A 20,139-nucleotide genomic window follows, 5' to 3' on the forward strand; every position below is an offset into this window, starting at 1 on the left:
AGAATAAGTTAACCCAATATGGAAAAGCGTTTCGCATCGATCTGGTTTCCCTACCTTACCACAGATCGGCACACGATCCGGCAACCGGAACTGCGTAATATGCCGTTTGTGCTGGCAGCACCCATACATGGCCGAATGGTCATTACGGAAGCAAATGCGGCGGCCGAAGTGCAGGGCGTCTCCCGCGGAATGGTCGTAGCCGACGCCAAGGCCTGTTTGCCGGATTTGGGGGTCGCCGATGCAAGTGCGGGGCTCGCTGAAAGGTTGTTGAAAGTGTTGGGCCTGTGGTGTATCCGTTATACACCTGTCGTTGCCGAGGACCCACCGGACGGGCTTATTCTCGACATCAGTGGCTGCCCTCATCTGTGGCAAAGTGAAGAGCTGTACCTAAAAGAAATTGTGAACAAATTACAGAAGCGGGGATTCCATGCACGTATGGCCATCGCCGGGACGATTGGTACGGCCTGGGCGATGGCCCGTTTCGGTAACGATCTTATTGAGGATAGCGGTCGAGAAACCGACGCGTTGCTATCCCTGCCACCCGCAGCACTGCGGCTGGAGCCGGTGGTGGTGGGCCGGTTACACAAACTCGGCCTGCGCACCGTAGGCAGTTTCATACACATGCCGCCATCCGTATTGCGCCGGCGCTTTGGCGAAGACTTACCGTTGCGTTTACGCCAAGCCCTGGGTCGGGATGATGAACCCATCCTGCCGCTACGGCCAGTACCTCCCTATGTCGAACGGCTGCCGTGCCTCGAACCCGTCCGCACGGCTACGAGCATCGAGATCGCCATCGACAAGCTGCTGGAAGCGCTTTGTAAGCGGCTCTCCGGTGAGGGCAAAGGACTGCGGATTGCTACGCTGAAATGCCACCGCGTGGATGGTAAAACTGTGCAGGTGGGTATTACGACCAGTCGGGCTACAGCCAGCGTACCCCACCTCGCGAAGCTGTTCGGCCTGAAAGTGCCCTACATCGAACCGGCGTTGGGCATTGAGCTGTTCGTGCTGGAAGCAAGTAAAGTAGAGGATTCCGATCCCGTACAGGAAGCACTCTGGGGTGGCGTGCCCGGTTTGGAAGATACGGCGCTTTCTGAACTGATCGACCGGCTGAAGGGCCGCGCGGGTATCAGGGCTATCTATCGCTACCTGCCCGACGAGCATCACTGGCCGGAACGATCATTCAAGGAAGCCTCTTCGATTACCGAAAAACCTTCCACGCTTTGGAAGAGCGACCGGCCGCGGCCCACGCGGCTGCTGGCTTCACCCGAACCGATTGAAGTTACAGCACCCATACCGGACTATCCGCCCATGTTATTCCGGCATAAAGGGGAAACCCATACGATAAAAAAAGCCGACGGACCGGAGCGCATCGAACGTGAATGGTGGATGGACATAGGCGAACACCGGGATTATTATCATGTCGAGGACGACAAGGGCCGCCGGTACTGGCTCTATCGCTCTGGTCATTACGAAGACGATCGCCCACAGCGCTGGTTTTTGCACGGATTTTTCGCTTAACGATAGGTTCAGAAGGATATGGCATACGTGGAATTACAGGTCACGACAAATTTCAGCTTCCTACGTGGGGCGTCCCACCCGGAGGAAATGATGGAGCAGGCGGCAGCATTGGGCTATGAAGCCATCGCCGTCACGGATCGAAACAGCTTTGCCGGTATCGTGCGGGCTCATATGGCCGCAAAGAAGCACAACATCCGGCTCATACCTGCCTGCAGGCTCGATTTGCTCGATGGCCCCAGCCTGCTCGCGTATCCCACCGATCGCGACGCCTACGGCAGACTATCCACCCTGCTTACCGTGGGTAATATTCGCGCCGAGAAAGGCGAGTGCTATCTGAACAGAGCCGATGTGTATAAACATGCCGAGGGTATGGAATTTATCGCCGTACCACCCGATAAATTGACTGATACCTTTGAGGTAGATGCGGATTATGTCCGCCACATCACCGAATACCGCAATACCCTCGGTAGCCACCTGTGTCTGGGTGCCGTACGGACGTACTCAGGCGATGATGCGAAGAAGCTGTTCCGCATTCACCAGTTATGCCAACAGCTCGATATGCCTATGGTGGCACTCAACGACGTTCATTACCACATACCCCATCGCCGCGAATTACAGGATGTGCTGACCTGCATCCGTGAAAAATGCACCATCCAGACCGCTGGCTACCGCCTGCATCCGAATGCCGAACGTTATCTCAAGCAACCTGACGAAATGGACCGGCTGTTCCGGCAATATCCCGAGGCCATCCGCAATGCCACGGCCATTGCTGAAGCCTGTATTTTTTCTCTCGACGAGTTGGAATACGTATACCCAACGGAACTTGTCCCCGATGACCGCACCCCACAGGAAGAACTGACCCGTCTTACTTGGGAAGGTGCAAAGGATCGATTTGGAGAGAACATCCCCGAGAAAGTCCGGAAAACCATCAACATGGAATTGGCATTCATCGAAAAGAAAAACTATGCATCATATTTCCTGACGGTCCATGACTATGTGCGTTTCGCTCGGGAACGCGACATCCTGTGCCAGGGGCGTGGATCGGCAGCCAACTCAACGGTCTGCTTTTGTTTGGGAATTACTTCGGTCAATCCAGCCAAGTTCAGGCTGCTATTTGCACGATTCATGTCCGATGCAAGGGACGAACCGCCCGATATCGACGTGGACTTCGAGCACGAGCGCCGGGAGGAAGTCATCCAATATATCTACGAAAAATATGGCCGTCACCGTGCCGCCATTGTGGCCACGGTTACACAGGTGCGTTCCAAAGGCGCCGTGCGCGACGTGGGCAAGGCCATGGGGCTGTCGCTCGATGCCGTAGGCCGTCTGGCGGGTACCGTCAGCAGCCATTGGGATGATTACATCGACGAACAATTGCTGATTCAGCAGGGGTTCAACGCCGACGACCCCCACTTACGGAAGGTGCTGGAGCTGACTTACCAGTACATGGGCTTCCCCCGACAGCTCGGGCAGCACACCGGCGGCTTTGTCATCACACAGGGCAACCTGCACGAGCTTTGCCCGATCATCAATGCCCGGATGGAAGATCGCACCAATCTCGAATGGAATAAGGACGACCTTGAAGCGCTCGGCTTTTTGAAAGTGGACGTATTGGGCCTGGGCATGTTGACGTGCATCCGCAAGGGGTTCGATCTGGCCAAACAGCATTACGGCCAGGATTGGACATTGGCAAACATTCCCGAGGATGACCCGAAGGTCTATGACATGATCTGTCAGGCCGATACGCTCGGCGTATTCCAGATCGAAAGCCGCGCCCAGATGTCCATGCTGCCACGCCTACGTCCTCGCGAATTCTACGATTTGGTCATCGAGGTGGCTATTGTTCGACCGGGGCCCATTCAGGGCGACATGGTACATCCTTATCTACGGCGGCGCAACGGTGAGGAACCTGAGGACTACCCATCCGAAGAAATCAGGGACATTTTGAAGAAGACCTTAGGCGTGCCTTTGTTTCAGGAGCAGGCGATGGAAATCGCCATCGTGGCCGCGGAATTCACAGACGCGGAGGCCGACGCGCTCCGCCGGAGCATGGCCACATTCAAGGCCAAGGGGCAAGTGTCCGCCTTCCACAAAAAGATGGTGGACGGGATGGTAAAGAAAGGATATACGGAAGAATTTGCCAACCGCGTGTTCAAGCAACTCGAAGGATTCGGGAGTTACGGCTTCCCCGAGAGCCACGCTGCTTCCTTCGCTTTGTTGGTCTACATATCTTCGTGGCTGAAATGTTATTACCCCGATATATTCGCCGCGGCCTTGCTCAACAGCCAGCCTATGGGCTTTTATCAGCCCGCCCAGATTGTCATTGATGCCCGTAAGCACGGCGTAGAGGTGCGGTCCGCGGACGTGAACTGTTCACAGTGGGACCATACGCTGGAAGGCATATTTGGGATGAAACACCATGCGCTCCGGCTCGGATTCCGGCAGATCAAAGGGTTGCGTGAGGACGACATGGATGTGTTGGTCAGCGGGCGCCCTGGAGCGGGATACACTACGGTTACCGCACTGGTCGATGCCGGTGTGCCGTTGGCAGCTATGGAGCGGCTGGCCGACGCCGACGCTTTCCGTTCCATGGGGTTGGACCGCCGACAAGCACTCTGGGAAGTATCGGCTCTGGCCGATAGACCCGTTGCCCTTTTCGAGGGCCAGCCGTCCGAATGCACTAAAGAAGGCCAAATAGAATTACCGCTGATGACTCCTGGTGAACATGTTGTACAGGACTATGCCAGCACAGCGCTGTCCATCAAGGCACATCCCGTTAGCTTTTTGCGCGAAAAACTGGATTTACTGCACGTCACGCCCACGGGGTCGCTGGCAACTATGAAAGATGGCATGTTCGTCAAAGTGTGCGGCATGGTCACCGTTCGGCAACGGCCCGGCACAGCCAAGGGCGTACTGTTCGTCACTATCGAGGACGAAACCGGTTTTGCCAACCTGGTAGTCTGGGGCATGATGTTCGAGAAGTACCGTCGCGAAATTCTGCAATCCCGGCTATTATTGGTTACCGGCAAATTGCAGATCGAAAGAGAGGTCATCCACGTTATCGTACAGCACTGCACCAACCTGAATGGTTGGTTGCGGGGTCTGGCCGCTCCCCAAGCGGACGACACCGCCGGGGTATTTCATAAGGGACGGAATTTCCAGTAACAAAATGCAAAAGCCTGAGACCTTAATGAGTGAATAACAAACAGGTCAAATCACATCCAAGTACATTCTCCATTTTACGAAATCATTCAGATTTTCGGTGCATAACGAGACGTCGCTGGAAAAGCTAATCTGTTAGAAGCAAAAAAACAATATGTAAAGAAAATGTTATTGAACTTATCTGATCTTAAAAGTTAACGCACCAGTACAATATTTAAATATTTAATAACTTCGTGTTATAAATAATTACTATTGATGCAATTAAAGTCCTTCCAGATTAGAGAATTACAGGAAGCCGTTGCTCTTGAAAGGAGCGAAACTGCATATAAGGTACTATTCGTGCAGCTATATCAATCAGCAATCAGTTTTACAACTACGATTACAAAAAATGAAGAAGTAGCTGAAGAATTGTATGCCGACGCAATGATGAAATTGTGGTTTATGGAATCAAAACTAACTGATATTAAAGATCTCAAATTATACATTTTTATTCTTCTAAAAAATTCTGCGCTTAATTATCTGAAAAAAGAAAGAAAACAAAGGTTTGTCTCTATCGACGATATTGACCGAGGGGACGTTCCCCAGACCCGTTCGGTAGAAGAATCTCTCGTTTTTAACGAACTGGAAAACATGTTGGCACAGGTCATTGATAAATTACCTTCGAAATGCCAGATTGTTTATAAACTGATCAAACATGAGGGATTTAGTTATAAACACACCGCGGAAATCTTAGGCCTTTCTGTAAATACGATAGAAGGACATATGAGTAATGCGTTAAAAAAAATAGGGACTTTCCTGAAGAGTCTAAATTTAAAAGACTAACTATTCAAAAAAAAATACTTTCCGACCGGTGGTAACATCATTTTTTATTGTCCTTATAATAATGAGCAATAATACAGGATGTCGGAAGAACGTTTTTATCAACTTATAAGCAGAAAACTTGCCGGTGAGGCTTCAGTCATCGAATTGGATGAATTGGAATGCTATGTGCGTGCCTATCCGGACAAAAAAAAGCTTTACGATCTACTTATACAAGCACCAGTCGATAACGACAAGGGCATCTTGAAAGCCGAGCAGGCCTATGCACTTCATCAGTTGAAGTTACAACTTCAGCAACCTGCCCACAGTAAAATACCGGTTAGCCGCAAACGATTCTGGAATAACCATAAAACAAAAAGTTATATTTTAATTGCCGCAACCATTGTTATGGTTATTGCTGCTTTTCTGACGTTCAAAACGGAACTAATCATTCCAGCTCGTATAGAAGTTGCAGCAACCAAAGGGTCTATAACGAATATCAAACTTCCCGATGGTTCGACCGTTTGGTTGAATTCGGATTCTAAAATTACTTATCGAAATAACTTTGGATATGGTCATAGGGAATTGAGGCTGACTGGTGAGGCTTTTTTCGATGTTAAACATGATCCAAAGACTCCATTTATTATCCACACGGATAAGATTAATATAAAGGTTCTAGGCACCGCTTTCAATGTCAAAAGTTATCCAAGCGATAATTATGTTGAGACTTCGTTAATACGTGGGAAAATAGATGTGAATTTTACCGATCGGCCGAGCGAGCATATTACTCTGCGGCCACGAGAAAAACTCACGGTGAATAAAGACCAGACAAAGGGAACAATAACAAGCCTCTTGTCAGGCGACACCGGCTCCAAGATAAGGCTCGAAAATGTTACCACTCTTTCAAAAGGCGACTCAATAGTTGCAGAAACAGCTTGGCTTCAAAATAAGATTGTTTTTGATAACACTTCATTTAGTGAAATAGCGGGTGTTTTAGAGCGAAGGTTTGATATTAAGGTAAAGTTTAAGAATGAAAAATATAAGTTATACTATTACACCGGCATCTTTCAACAGGAAAGTCTCCGAGAAATTTTAGATTTAATGAAAATTACTAAACCCTTTAATTATGAAATAAACAAAAAGGTAGTAACCATCAATTAGCTGGGAGATAAAAAAGAACCGAGAAATGTTGGAAGCATTCCTCGGCAAGCAGTCAGCCTCTCAGACTAAATTTCCCCACTACGGAAAAAATAATCAATTTATCAACTAACAAAACAAATGTATGAAGAAATACAGACTCTTCAGAATAAATTATAAAGCCTTAACCGTTCGGTTAGTATTCTTACAAATGAAAATTATAGCTCTTTCCCTTTTCCTCGCTATAAATTGTTCAGCAAGCGTTTTTTCACAGGTTACTGTTAGCGTAAGTTTTGAGAAAGTCCCTTTGGCGGATGCTTTGAAGATCATTGAACAAAAAAGCGGGTACCGTTTTATCTATAGTAACAACGTTGTTCCTGTCAAAAGAGAGATAACCCTTTCAGCTCAAAATGAAGATCTTTCCGCGCTATTGACAAAAGTTTTGGAGGGCACCAACATTGAATCCAGGATCATGAGGAACAAGGTCATCACCTTGTCTGAAAAGAAAGCCGAGGAGGTTAAACAGAAGGAATCTGTTCAAAATCTTGCTTTCAGCGGTAAGGTAATAGACAAAACGAATATGCCGCTTCCTGGAGCAACAGTAAGGCTGCTTACCGAAAAAGAACTTGCTGCGGTTACCAATAGAGATGGTGAATTTAGGTTTCCAGATGTTCCCTCTGGCAGATACACGATTAAGATCAACTTTCTCGGATACGAAACTTATCAGACCGAGATCAATATAGCGAACAGTATTGGACAGCAAGTCTTTGTGTTAAAAGCCAATGAACATTCCTTGCAAGAGGTAGTGGTCGTGGGCTATGGTGAAAGTAAAAGAAAAGATCTTATAGGGTCGGTCTCTCGGGTAACAGCTAATGAAATTACAAAACAACCTGTAAACAATCTTTTATCCGCCTTGCAGGGGCTAGTTCCCGGACTCGAAATTTCAAATCAATCTGGGACACCAGGCTCGCCCGTTAGTGTAAGGATTAGAGGAATAAATTCAATCAACGCAGGCTCACCGCTTGTCCTCGTAGACAATGTACCCGCCGATCTAGCTTCAGTAGCTCCTTCGGATGTTGAATCGGTAGAAGTACTCAAAGATGCGTCGTCGACGGCAATTTACGGCGCAAGAGGCTCAAATGGGGTGATATTGGTCACCACCAAACGAGGAAAGACGGGTCGGGGCCAGGTCAGTCTACAGGCATATAGCAGCCTGACTAGCCCGACCAAACTGGCTCCGGTTCTGTCTGCTGACGAGTACCTAATGATTCGTAAGGAAGCTTATAAGAATGATAATATTACTTATACCGCACTGGACGCCCCTGATCTGTTCATGGATAATACGATAAATACGAATTGGGGCGATGAACTTTACAACACAGCGTTGGCACAAGATTATCAGTTGAATTTTTCGGGAGGAAGCAATGAAATAAACTACTTTTTCAGTGGTGGCTTCAGGGACGAAAATTCAACTATTAAAGGTGATTGGTACAATAGACGATACAATCTCAGGACAGGAGTTGATGCAAGATTGTCCAAAAGACTGAAAGCCGGAGGGGGAATCGGCTACACTTACTCCAAGAACAACACCTATAGCGGTGCTATTGCCGCAGTCATATATTACGCATTACCGATAATACCTTTTCAGTCTAGCAATGGAATGGACAACCTTACAGCCTATAGCCCCTATATCAATCCTAATAGACAATTGACAAGCTACAACCGCTCAACAGGTAATCAACTACTTGGGAATGTATATATGGATTACAATATATATGACAAGCTTAATTTCCGGACAGATGTTAGCTTCAACAACAATTCTGGCAAGAATTCGTCCTTTGCACCTTCTACTTCTTCAATTGCAGAAGATGGGAGTAATTCAGGAAGTTATGGATATTCTGATGGTTTGACGATTAATATCGAACCAAAATTAAATTATGAAAAGAACTTTGGGAACCATAATCTTAAGGCATTGCTTGGAGGAACCTATCTAAATACCTCTGGAAGTACCACGAATATCTCTACTAGTACTCCATCCAATGCAATGGATGAATTGAATACGATTGTTGCCGGTACAGTGGGCTTCAGGACCTATTCCGAGGAACCCTATAAATTCGCATCCATCTTTGGACGCATTAATTATAAATTCAATGAGCGCTATCTGTTAGAAGCGGTAGTTAGAAGGGACGGTTCATCCAGGTTTGGCCCGGAAAACAAATTTGGGACATTCTGGTCAATTGGAGGGGCTTACATCCTAACAGAGGAACCTATTTTTAGGTCATTTTTCGGCACAGATGTCTTTATCAAGATTCGGTCCAGTTACGGAACAACGGGAACTGATGGGATAGGATCTTTCAGATATATCGCCACAAGTCCTGTCGCCTTGTCACCTTATATGAACAATCCGACTATTGCCGTTGGTAATCTTGCCAATCCTGCCCTAAAATGGGAAGAAACTAAAAAATTCAATGTAGGCGCAGATATCAACCTCTTTAAGGACCGGGTCAGTATTGTGGCCGATTATTATAAGTCTCAGACAAATGGAATGCTTTATAGCGATTTTCTTTCACTTGTAACCGGTTTTAACAACATTATCAGAAATATGCCGGGCATTGTAGACAATAGCGGGTATGAGCTGAACCTCAACCTGGTACCGTTTATTGATAAAAAGGTTAAATGGACTACTTCTTTCAACATCAGTTTTATCAAAAATAAGTTGGTTAGCCTCCCCGCACTTGAAAATGCCACATTTGGAGCCAAATATTTGTATAAGGAAGGTTCTCCACTTGATCTGATCTGGGGTTTTAATTATCAAGGCGTTGACCCGCAAACGGGTCTTGCCCTATTCGAAGATGTTGACGGAAATGGTGGGATAACAAGCTATACTCCAGACTATCAAGTTATTGGAAAGCGATTACCTGATCTTTTCGGTGGCTGGAACAATACACTAAATTATGAAAATTTTGATCTTACGGTAAATTCGCAGTTCGTAAAAGGCGTACTAAAAAATTATAACATCTATGCCGGAATCGGTGATGTATACAATCTCCCAACGTCTGTACTATCAAGATGGCAGCAGACCGGTGATATTACAGATGTGCCACGTGCTGCTGCTCCGGGTACAGCAGCTGCCATCAACAATAGCAAGATTAACCAGAGTAATTTTGCATTTGATGATGCTTCATATTTCAGGGTAAAGAATATTACCTTGGGTTATACATTTTCTGTTAAAAGATTGGGGCTCAGTAATCTCCGTGCATATGCGACGGGCTACAATCTCTTTACTATCTCCAAGTTCAAGGGGGATGATCCGGAAGGAAACAGTAATGTGGTTCCCATGCTGAAGACTTACACCATGGGGCTGAATCTAACATTCTAATTTGAAAATCATGTCGATATATAAAAAAATAAAACTTCAAGATAAATTTGTCTTGTTCCTGATGTGCCTGGTATTCGTGTCATGCGAAAAATTAATCGAAACCGAGCCGGTTGGGGTCATCAGTACAGATAAAGCCTATGACAATGAAAAGAACATCGAGGCTTCGGTTAACGGCATTTATTATAAATTACAGCAAACTGGAAGTCTTTACAATGGTAATTTTTACTCGATCTATGCAGCGTTAAGCGATGAAGCTAAAGTCCTCACTCCAGCGGTAAATAGTATTGAATTTTCAACAAATCAGATATCTGTAGCCAATATGGCGGTATCAAATTTATGGAACAATGCTTATGATGTTATTTATCAGTGCAATTCACTGATTGAAAACGTGACACCTAAAACGGACCTTAATACGGTCAAGAAGAACCAATTTATAGGAGAAGCTAAATTTCTTCGCGCTTATTCTTATTTTATGCTCGCGCAATATTTTGGAGACGTTCCTCTTGCTCTCAGTTCAGACTACCGTGCGAATAACACATTGTCCAGATCGCCAGTTACGGAGATTAATGATTTTATAACCGAGGAGCTGGAGGAGGCCGAGGTGTTGCTTCCCGATGGTTTCAATATTTATGGAGGTGTCCGGACAAGAATCACAAAGCAGGCCGCACAAGCGTTAAATGCTCGGCAGTATCTATATCGCGAAAACTGGAATAAAGCTATCGAAAAATCATCACTCCTTATCGAAAATAATACTTTTTCATTACCAGAAAACTTTGATGACGTTCTTAAATCGAATTCGCCTGAAAGTATCTTTGAGCTTTGGTTCAGTTCTCAATCTGCGGGAACATATAATTATACTGCGGGATTATTTGTGCCAAATATCTCATTGCCAAATCCGGCAACCCCCGGCTTTCTGCCAAGTGATAAATTGGTTAATGCTTTTGAGACTAACCCCATAACCTTCACACCCGATAAACGTAAGGATGCTTTTATTCGCTTTCAGTCTACGCCTTCCCCTGGATATAATTATCTATTCAAATACCGAGATAGAACAACTAATTCCGATCAGCCCAAATTTTTCCGTTTAGCCGAGCAATATCTGATTAGGGCAGAAGCCCGTGCTCAGCTTAATCTTCCCGGAGCTGCCGATGACATTGATGTTATACGGTTAAGAGCCGGGCTTCCAAAAACTGTTGCGGTTACCCAGTCTCAATTGCTTGACGCTGTAGCGCAAGAACGTTTCGTTGAGCTATGTTTTGAGGGACACCGTTGGCCGGATCTGATCAGAACAGGACAGGCCGATGTGGTTCTGGGAGCTTACAAACCAACAACATGGCAGCCAACGGACAAATTGTTACCGATTCCGGCGACGGAAATAGGTCGGAACTCTAATCTTAATCCTCAAAACCCCGGATATCAAAATCAGTAAATAGATCACATAATGAAAATCAATTTTAAAGTAGTTTTGCCGCTATTAGTGGCTGTACCATGTCTTGTCTTGGGCCAGGAAAAAGATGTATCTGTAAAAAACCCAAGCGACACGGTGAAGAAAGAAACGCCAGGTCCACCTGTTAAAATAAAGCCCTACGAGGAGGTGGTTACAGATGAGGCGGTAAGTTCACCCGGACTTTTTACAGTGCATAAGGTGAAAGAGAAGTACTTTTTTGAATTGCCGGACACCATCATGAACCGTGAAATACTGGCGGTAACCAGATTTGTCAAAACACCGGGCGCAGCCACTTTTTATGGAGGTGAGTTAGCCAATCAACAGACGGTATATTGGGAAAAGGGACCGGATAACAACGTTTTTCTAAGGGCTTCCATTCTGGTGGTTCAAAGCAAAGATTCCACGCAAGCCATAACGCGAGCGGTGAAGGCTTCGAGCCTTGATCCCATAGTTGCCAGTTTTGATATCAGCGCGTTTTCAAAAAGTAAGAATGGCGTCGTTATCGACGTCACCGATTTCTTTAAAGGAGATAATCAGGTAGTTTCTTTGACACCTTATCAAAAAAAAGCAATAAAAATCACCAACATCGCCGCAGACAAATCATATATTTCAGGGATCCGTTCGTTCCCGATTAATACCGAAGTCCATTCGGTAAAAACTTTTACAGTAACACCTACCACGGGACCTTATCGGCCAACTGAAAAGCCAATAGTTGCCGGTATGGAGACAGGTTTTATAACCATGGAATTAAATACTTCTTTTCTTCTCTTACCAAAAACCCCCATGCAACGACGTTACTTCGACAAACGTGTTGGGTATTTTGCAGATGAGCTGACTCGATTTGGCGACGAACAACAGAGTGTCAAGCCGGTATCCCACATCGTAAGGTGGAGACTTGAACCCAAAGATGAAGACATAGAAAAATTCAAAAAGGGTGAACTGGTGGAACCAAAGAAGCCCATCGTCTATTATATAGACCCAGCAACGCCGAAAAAATGGCGGAAATACCTGATTGCCGGGGTAAATGATTGGCAGGTAGCCTTTGAGCAGGCAGGCTTTAAAAACGCTATTTATGCAAAAGAATGGCCTGAAAACGACACTACAATGAGTATGGAAGATGCAAGGTACTCGGTTATTCGTTACCTGGCCTCGCCGGTGAGTAATGCTTACGGCCCTAACGTCCACGATCCGAGAAGCGGAGAGATTCTGGAGAGCCACATAGGTTGGTATCACAATATTATGAAAATCCTGCGGAATTGGTATATGGTACAGGCAGGAGCCATTGATAAACGCGCCAGAAAGATGGAGTTCGATGATGAACTGATGGGGAGTTTGATCCGATTCGTATCTTCGCACGAAGTCGGACATACGCTTGGCCTGCGTCACAACATGGGAAGCAGCAGCCAGACTCCGGTAGAAAAATTAAGGGATAAATCCTGGGTAGAAGCAAACGGACACACCGTTTCAATTATGGACTATGCACGCTTTAATTATGTAGCCCAACCGGAAGATAGCATTGGACCAAAGGGAATATACCCGCGCATTGGGGAATACGATAAATGGGCTATAGAGTGGGGTTACGGTCATGTGCGCGCTAAAGATTATGATGAAGAGCGGAAACTTCTGTTTGGGATGACTACCAAGCGGCTTGCCGATAATCCGAAACTTTGGTTTGGCGGAGAAGGAAGCCTCCAGGATCCCCGTAGCCAAAGTGAAGATCTTGGCGATAATTCCATGAAGGCCAGTGAATATGGGATAAGAAATCTCAAAAGAGTGATGGCTAACTTAGAGGAATGGACCCGGGAAGAGGGAGACACCTATGATAATTTCAACGAATTGTACGGCGAGGTCACTACCCAATATCAGCGCTATATTTACCACGTAATGAAAAATATAGGTGGGGTATACTTTACCAATAAGTCTTCGATGGAGCCGGGAGATCAGGTAGAGATAGTTGAACGCAGTAAGCAAAAAGAAGCTGTGGATTTTCTGATAAAACAGGTTTTCGTTACGCCGGATTGGCTGATCTCTGAAGATGTCTTGGGCAAACTTAACGAATGGCCGGTAAAGAAGATTTCATCGCTACAAGAAGCAGCACTTCGCTGTCTTTCCCCGGGTATGCTTCTAATGATCATAGAAAGTGCGGAAAGATCATCCGACCCTTATACGCTGACCGAGTATTTGAATGATGTGACAGAAGGAATCTGGTCTGAACTTGATACGAAGGAATCAATCACACTTTACAGAAGAAATCTGCAAAAAATGTATATAACGAGCTTAAGTGCTATCATCAAGCCAGAGACCAAACCTGCAACTCCGGGAGCTATGTTTACGATCATTGAACCGACAACGGTTAATAGCGACGTACAGTCTATAGTTCGTCACCTGTTGCATAACTTGAAGAGAAGAATTGAAAAGAAAGCGTCTAAAACCAAAGATGAATTGACGAGATATCATCTTGAAGATGTAACGTTACGAATCACAAATGTTTTAAAAGATAAATAAGCTACGTGTGAAAAGTGTGTTTCTGTATCAGAAACACACTTTTTTTACACTCTCGTTTTAGAATGGAAAGTTTATTGATAAGTTTTCCCAAGTAGTGTCTAAATGCTAAAATTTGGTTCCAATCATATGGTGGAATTATCTTAAACTGACCGGTTAAATTGAGTGGCGATATTCGAGAAATACCGCCGCGAAATCCTACAATCCAGGTTATTATTGGTTACTGGCAAATTGCAGGTCGAAGGTGAGGTCATCCACGTTATCGTACAGCACTGCACCAACCTGAACGGCTGCTTGCGGGGTCTGGCCGCGCCCCAAGCGGATGACGCCGCCGTGGTACTTCATAAGGAGCGGAATTCTCAATGATAAATTTAAAATATAATCAGTTGGTGATTTTGCCCTACCGAATAAATTTTCGGGTGCCAGCTACACATTCAGAATAAATTCTTCTAAAGTCATTATTCTATTAATAACAATTTTACTTTAACAGTCCAAGTTCCCCTAAAATGTCCTTTCTTAACTTACTCAACGGCCTCCTAATCAATTGATCTTCTTCCAAATATACTCCAAATGCAAGACGATAAATTTCTTCAGGTGACAATGGTACCTTAAGAATTGAGCGTAAAGACGAAATATACCCCTCTGAATATGCTTTCTTTAAATATATCAATTCCCTAATTTCTTCGTGATGAACCTCATAAATCTCCCTCATTTTCATTGCGGAAATGCTATCCTCGCTAAATTTATTATGCGCTACGATCTTACTTTCAGCAGATAAGTGATCTTCCAGTGTGTAGGAAAAACTAAAATTCATTCTACGGGAGTCTTCAGCATGTTTAAGATATGGATGAAAAGTATTTTCTAACGCCATTGTTTTCATTCCCTTCAGGCTGCTATTGCATACGTTGCAACTTGGAATTAGATTATAGAAAGACAAGGATAATAATGGAAAAGTAGCTTTGGGGAACCAATGGTCGAATGTTGGCCGTGCGATAAATTCCCTTTTATCGGTTATAATTGTATGGGTATATAATCGATTACAATAAACACAGGTGTTTATTGGCATGTTTTCTGCCAAATGGTAACCATTATAAAATCCAAAAGTTTGGTCCTCGTCCTTAATAATAAAAGCGTCGTATCTGAATAGGTTCTTTACACTATCTTTTTGTTTTTTGGCTGTAAATTTATTTTTTATCTTATCCAGTACATCCGGTGTACCGATCAATACATCTTTAAGATTATTATCATCGTTTAAAAAAGTTCGAACACTGGAATGGATGTTTTTAACTTGGTTGATTTTTCTGCTTAGTCCCTTAGGGTGAGGTTCGGTAAACCATTTGCCTAATAGCTTTTTTTTGATAATATACCGCAAGTTCGTATAATGTTCATCTCTGGCATGGATAAAGCTAGTCGTAGTTTGGTCGATATAGAACATTATATATCCTCCTTTCTTTTTTCTAATCTGCGAATTTCTTCATCAATTAACTGCAATTCAAATTCGCGGCTACCCAAAGCTTCTGCCAACATTTCTGCAAGTTTAAATTTCAAAACTGGTTCATCAATCGCCATGATAGTCCGCTCTATTTCAATCCTTCGATCTGCTGATATTTGGCGATTACGAATATCCCGGATAACGTCGTCAATCACGTGAGCTACAAAATCACCAATCTGGCCGTCCTTGACAAAAAAAGAATCTTTTAAAAGGTCTGCTATATTTGCACCAAACGTCCGTTTTTCGGTTGAATTCCCCAAAACGGTACGGCCATCAATGCGTTCCAGATAGGCGACATTATTTTTAGGTAAATCCGAAAGGGTAAGTGGATCATGCGAAGTGATGATTACTTGTACCTTGAACCCTTGAAAAATTAATGGGAGCAACTCTCTAAGGTATCTTACATATGCCTTTTTCCATTGAGGATGAAAAGCGTTATCACCCTCATCAAGTAAAAGGAGAATATCTTCTTTTATGTCGCTAAGTGAATGAAAGTTATATTCGTCTATCTCAATTCCTGCTTTTATGTTTTCAGCGTGATAATAGAGCGTACTGAAAAGGTTAAGAAAGGATTGTTCTCCTGAACTGACTGCAATGTCCGGCAAAAAGCCAAACATCGGCTTCTCATCAAAATCAAACCATTCGTTATTGAAGGATTTATTGAATTGATCATAAAGCTCAATGATGCGGAGAGCTTCAGATTCATCTATTATAATCTTACGCCAATTGTCTGTAACCCGTTCAGACCCGAGCAAAGACACCATGTAATCGATGAGTTCAAGCATCACCATATGTTGGTTGAACTCGTATTTTTCTTTTCCCCTATAAACTCCTGTGTTTTCGAGAAACCACTTGATACAGCCTCTTACATCTAACTCCGCCAGTCGTTCCTCAAAATCTTCAGGAATAATACCTTCGTCAAGATATTTATTACCAGCACGCTCAAAAATGGAAACGAGTTTTGCGAGTGCAGCCTCATAAAGATCGTATTCAAAGCGAACTGGGAAATACATTTTTTCAATATCCGCGCCGTGTGGATCGTGACCTTCAAGTGCCATTTTTTCTTTCTCGGCCGCCTCATTTTCAATGGTTTTGAGAATACTTTTAATTGCAGGTCTCAGCTGGTATGGGGTTTGGTGAAATCGATCTGGTTGATGGACGGATAGATCAAAATGTTTCAGACTTAAAGTTAGCCTTTCAAATGTCGGAAGAACTACACGTATGTTTTCAAGTTTCCGATAAAAATGGTTAAATTTTATCCAGCGTTTCGTGTTTTCGGAAAAATGTGCTTCCAAAAAATCATTCAAAAGACCGCTGTCCCCATGATTGTCGTTTTTAATTAAACTATTTTTTGAAAGGTCTTTCCCATTTTTACGAACAGAAGAAAAGGCAACATCGTTCAGGTAAGGGGTATAATATACACGATGAAACTGCTCCGGATTTTCCGTAATGCAAAATTCGTTATTATCATTCTCAATTACATACATGCAATGCCAACTGCTGGTGATGAGTTTAAGGAGTGATGTTTTTCCACCTCCATTACTGCCTACAATACACGAAAACAATGAGATGCCATCTTTAAAAATGTCATTTAAATAATAAGGATTGGGTTTAATATCGACGATTTCGCCGTTAGTCACGGCATAGAGGTTAATTCCACCAAAATTCAGAGTTATTTCTGTGTGATTGTCTCCAAATACGTAGGGCAAAACTCCTTCAGGAATATATAAAGCTACTATACGCATAAATTTATTATTCAGGAAATTCTAAAATCGAAAGATAGTCACTTTTTATAAACACATAGGTATCGTTATACATTTCTATGTCTTTTTATTTCAGAAATAAAGAACAAGGTGATGATAAGCAAATGATTTATCTAGTTATTGTCTTAAGTATATGGATAGCAAGGACTGCACAAAGTACTTAATTTAGAAGCCATTTTCTTAACGTGAGTAAAATAATGGTGACAGCTTCCACGATTGGGAGCTTATAAGATGCGTCCACATAGTTTTGTCATGTTGGATAGACGATGACCAAAGTTTCAACAGTTTATATTTTGAGGGATAGCTTATTTGTCTTTAGAAAGTAATCTATTGTAGTGCTTCATTGTTTCTTCGATGTTCGCTTTTCTCCCATAAATAAAGCTCTCCGATTGTTCAATTTGTAATATATTCAATGATAAAGCCAAAGGCATCGAAGCCTGTTCACTGTGTTCTAATCGTAAAATTCGATAAGAATTGGGTTCAACCTCTCTATTATATGGATAGAGGCAGACAATATGACTTCTGTCAATCGGCAATCGAATTATACAATTTGGTGAATACAGGGGTTCGGTGATATGAACGGGACGGTCGCTCGATATTAATCCCAAATCTCCTTTGTACTGAACTATCATGACGTGGTATCCGGATTTCAACTCGGAGATTTGCTTTAGTCTTTTGACACTTTCAAGATTAGCTGCCTGTCTATTTGAACTATTACTTTCCTTAAAGGCTTCTTCAAGGGTTTTACCTTCAAGATCAATGACTTTTCCATCCTCTGAAACTATTTGCTTCTTTGTCCCCAATTGCTCATGTGCTAAAAAAGCATATTCCAGCACACCGTTCATTAACGAATTGAGTGCATTGGGAATTTTGGTAGTCCGTAACTCTTGGGAAATGACATAAGCCAAAATTTTCGTCTTAAATTCTGGAGTCACTATGTCGATAGAAGGATCGGTCAGTTTATCATATATATCGTGATAAACGCTCTCAATATGGTGGGAATAGTATTTTTCCAACCATCTCTTTTCTTTTTCCGGTAGACCATCAAAAGTATAAAATTGATTAATTGAGCATATCGTTGATATTTCTTTCTCGTGGATTTCAGTGCTATTCTTCTTTTTAAACAGAACATCAACATAATGTTGATCACCCCGATTTCTAATAGCAAATTTTTCGAGATAGCAGCGCGGTACGATATGGTGTTTCTTCGGCTCGCTCATTTTTTGTAATTATCCTATTTTACTGATTCTGTATCTTCTTTAAAGAGGGTAACTTTTAGCACCCCGTCTCTTATTTTTCCAGAATGCTTCGATCTTACCTCATATTTTAATTCAAAGTTATTTTCGCTTCTAAAAAACAGTAATCCAGGGAAAGCCATAGTTATATTCGGATTGATAGCTCGAAAATAATATTCCACAACCAAATGAGAATCGGTATTCTCCAACATTTCAAAATCAAGGTAATTTTCCAAACGACTTTTTACGTTTTGTTTTTTTGCGTCACGGACACTATTGCTGTTTGTCAAACTATCCATTACTTCCATATCCCTTGAAACAGGAAAAAATGGTAGAGGCATATATGGATACGCTTCTATTTTTGAATCCTTACCAAGGCAGAAAAATTTCTCAATGATCTTCTGATCGATTAAGAAGTCTAGGGCATCTTCATCTGTTGGTATATCCACTTGATCCGCGGTAATTATGCCCACACCGACAGGAAAAGCCAATTGTACAATTATTTCTTCGTCATGGTGGTTACCTTCATTGGATGCTACCAAAGGTAGGGTGTAACCACTCTCAATAGTGTTGCAAAACTGCTTCAACTGTACAAATGTGCGTAGGTTAAAATACAAATCATTTAATAGTTCCATCTTCTCCCTTTCGTCTTGGGTGCCGTGGTAAGTGTAATTGAATGTTAAATACGTACGCTTCAAATTACCCACAAAAAAGAAATCTCCATCAAGCGATATATCAAAATACAGTGTCAAATATTTCTGTATAAAAGAAGACCGAGATATGCTAAAGTCTGCATCCTCGTATTGATAAAATTGAGGAATTGAAAATCCTGTTAACTGTTTCGTTATCGTATCAGAAGAGCTGTTGTTTCTTTTTGATAACTTTATTTTTTCAGCTTTTTTATAACCGCTAATAATGCTTTCAGATAACATTTCAAAATAATGCGCAAACCCTATATCTACAGTTTGGCTTACAAATGATTTTGCTTTTGTTCTATTGAAAGCATTATAGAAATAAACTTTTATATCGCTTTCAGAATGGACGCTTTTAAGGAGTTTAGGGTAATTTGATTTCGCCCACCCTAATAGTTTTTCTCTGAATTGCTGATGAGAGACTTTTTCTTCAACAATAGAAAATTGGAAAAACTGATATATAAGGGCACCAGTCATGAGCTCAAGGTCACTATGGGTAACGGTGTAACCTTCTTGTGAGAAAAAGCTATGAAGATTGTCCCGAATTCTACTTTCCAGGGTATCTGGGTCAAATGGCCAAAGTGTGATCTTAACGGATATTGGTTCTTCTCCGATTGTTTCTTTCTTAGTGTTAATTTTATTTATATATCCATTTACACGTGAAGATGCTGTCCCTATGAGGACAAGTTCATATTGTTCAGATGACGGGACATCATTTGCCATGCTTACTATCCATTCGATAATATCCGGCTTTTCAAAATTATTTACGGATGATTTGATCTGTTGACAAAGACTTATGCCGTCATCTTTATAGAACAATATATCCACCTTGTCTTTTTCAGTGGCAGGTTCTACTTTACAATAATCCCAAAGTCCCCGATTGAAAGATGCGATGACACTGGTGATTGTTTGGAATATATATCCTCTGATACTATCTCTACCGCTCATTATTAAAAAATTGTATATTTTAAGGCTAATTGTTAGACCTATTAATCGTGAAATATACTCATAATT

At 43.0% G+C, this 20,139-nt stretch carries 12 protein-coding genes; 7 read left to right on the top strand and 5 right to left on the bottom strand.

Annotated elements, in window-relative coordinates:
* Positions 1-18 precede the first annotated feature (18 nt).
* The 7 genes from H8B17_RS00350 (at position 19) to H8B17_RS00380 (ending at position 13,946) form a co-directional block, all read left to right on the top strand.
* Positions 19-1,518, top strand: coding sequence for a Y-family DNA polymerase (locus H8B17_RS00350; RefSeq protein ID WP_190307201.1), 1,500 nt, complete (start codon positions 19-21; stop codon positions 1,516-1,518).
* Between the two features lie 18 nt (positions 1,519-1,536).
* Positions 1,537-4,683 (top strand): error-prone DNA polymerase, encoded by a 3,147-nt coding sequence (locus tag H8B17_RS00355; RefSeq protein WP_190307202.1) that lies wholly within the window; start codon positions 1,537-1,539, stop codon positions 4,681-4,683.
* 252 nt (positions 4,684-4,935) lie between these two features.
* Positions 4,936-5,502, top strand: a complete 567-nt coding sequence (locus H8B17_RS00360; RefSeq protein ID WP_190307203.1) for a sigma-70 family RNA polymerase sigma factor — start codon at positions 4,936-4,938, stop codon at positions 5,500-5,502.
* Between the two features lie 78 nt (positions 5,503-5,580).
* Entirely contained in the window at positions 5,581-6,639 is a 1,059-nt protein-coding gene (locus H8B17_RS00365; protein WP_190307204.1) for a FecR family protein, read from the top strand.
* 121 nt (positions 6,640-6,760) lie between these two features.
* Positions 6,761-9,994, top strand: coding sequence for a TonB-dependent receptor (locus tag H8B17_RS00370; protein ID WP_190307205.1), 3,234 nt, complete (start codon positions 6,761-6,763; stop codon positions 9,992-9,994).
* Between the two features lie 10 nt (positions 9,995-10,004).
* Complete coding sequence (locus H8B17_RS00375; RefSeq protein ID WP_190307206.1) at positions 10,005-11,423, top strand: RagB/SusD family nutrient uptake outer membrane protein; 1,419 nt, start codon at positions 10,005-10,007, stop codon at positions 11,421-11,423.
* Between the two features lie 12 nt (positions 11,424-11,435).
* The gene (locus tag H8B17_RS00380) at positions 11,436-13,946 is read left to right on the top strand and encodes a zinc-dependent metalloprotease (RefSeq protein WP_190307207.1); all 2,511 of its coding nucleotides are present in this window, start codon (positions 11,436-11,438) and stop codon (positions 13,944-13,946) included.
* Positions 13,947-14,156: 210 nt separating this feature from the next.
* On the opposite strand, the gene H8B17_RS20740 is transcribed toward H8B17_RS00380, so the two are convergent.
* The 5 genes from H8B17_RS20740 to H8B17_RS00400 all read right to left on the bottom strand — a co-directional run bounded on the left by H8B17_RS20740 (position 14,157) and on the right by H8B17_RS00400 (position 20,073).
* Entirely contained in the window at positions 14,157-14,288 is a 132-nt protein-coding gene (locus H8B17_RS20740) for a hypothetical protein (protein WP_262891635.1), read from the bottom strand.
* Positions 14,289-14,421: 133 nt separating this feature from the next.
* On the bottom strand, positions 14,422-15,378 hold the full coding sequence (locus H8B17_RS00385; RefSeq protein ID WP_190307208.1) for a hypothetical protein: 957 nt from the start codon (positions 15,376-15,378) through the stop codon (positions 14,422-14,424).
* Complete coding sequence (locus H8B17_RS00390) at positions 15,378-17,180, bottom strand: AAA family ATPase (protein WP_190307209.1); 1,803 nt, start codon at positions 17,178-17,180, stop codon at positions 15,378-15,380. The genes H8B17_RS00385 and H8B17_RS00390 overlap by 1 nt, the downstream gene beginning before the upstream one ends.
* 323 nt (positions 17,181-17,503) lie before the next feature.
* Positions 17,504-18,418 carry a DUF4238 domain-containing protein gene (locus H8B17_RS00395; RefSeq protein ID WP_190307210.1) on the bottom strand — a complete coding sequence of 305 codons (915 nt, stop codon included), beginning with the start codon at positions 18,416-18,418 and terminating at the stop codon, positions 17,504-17,506.
* A 14-nt stretch (positions 18,419-18,432) separates the two neighbouring features.
* A complete protein-coding gene (locus H8B17_RS00400) occupies positions 18,433-20,073 on the bottom strand; it encodes a hypothetical protein (protein WP_190307211.1) in 1,641 nt (546 codons plus the stop codon).
* Positions 20,074-20,139 lie beyond the last annotated feature (66 nt).

Origin of the sequence: Sphingobacterium arenae (assembly GCF_014692505.1) — a bacterium.
In the GTDB taxonomy this organism is placed as follows: domain Bacteria; phylum Bacteroidota; class Bacteroidia; order Sphingobacteriales; family Sphingobacteriaceae; genus Sphingobacterium; species Sphingobacterium arenae.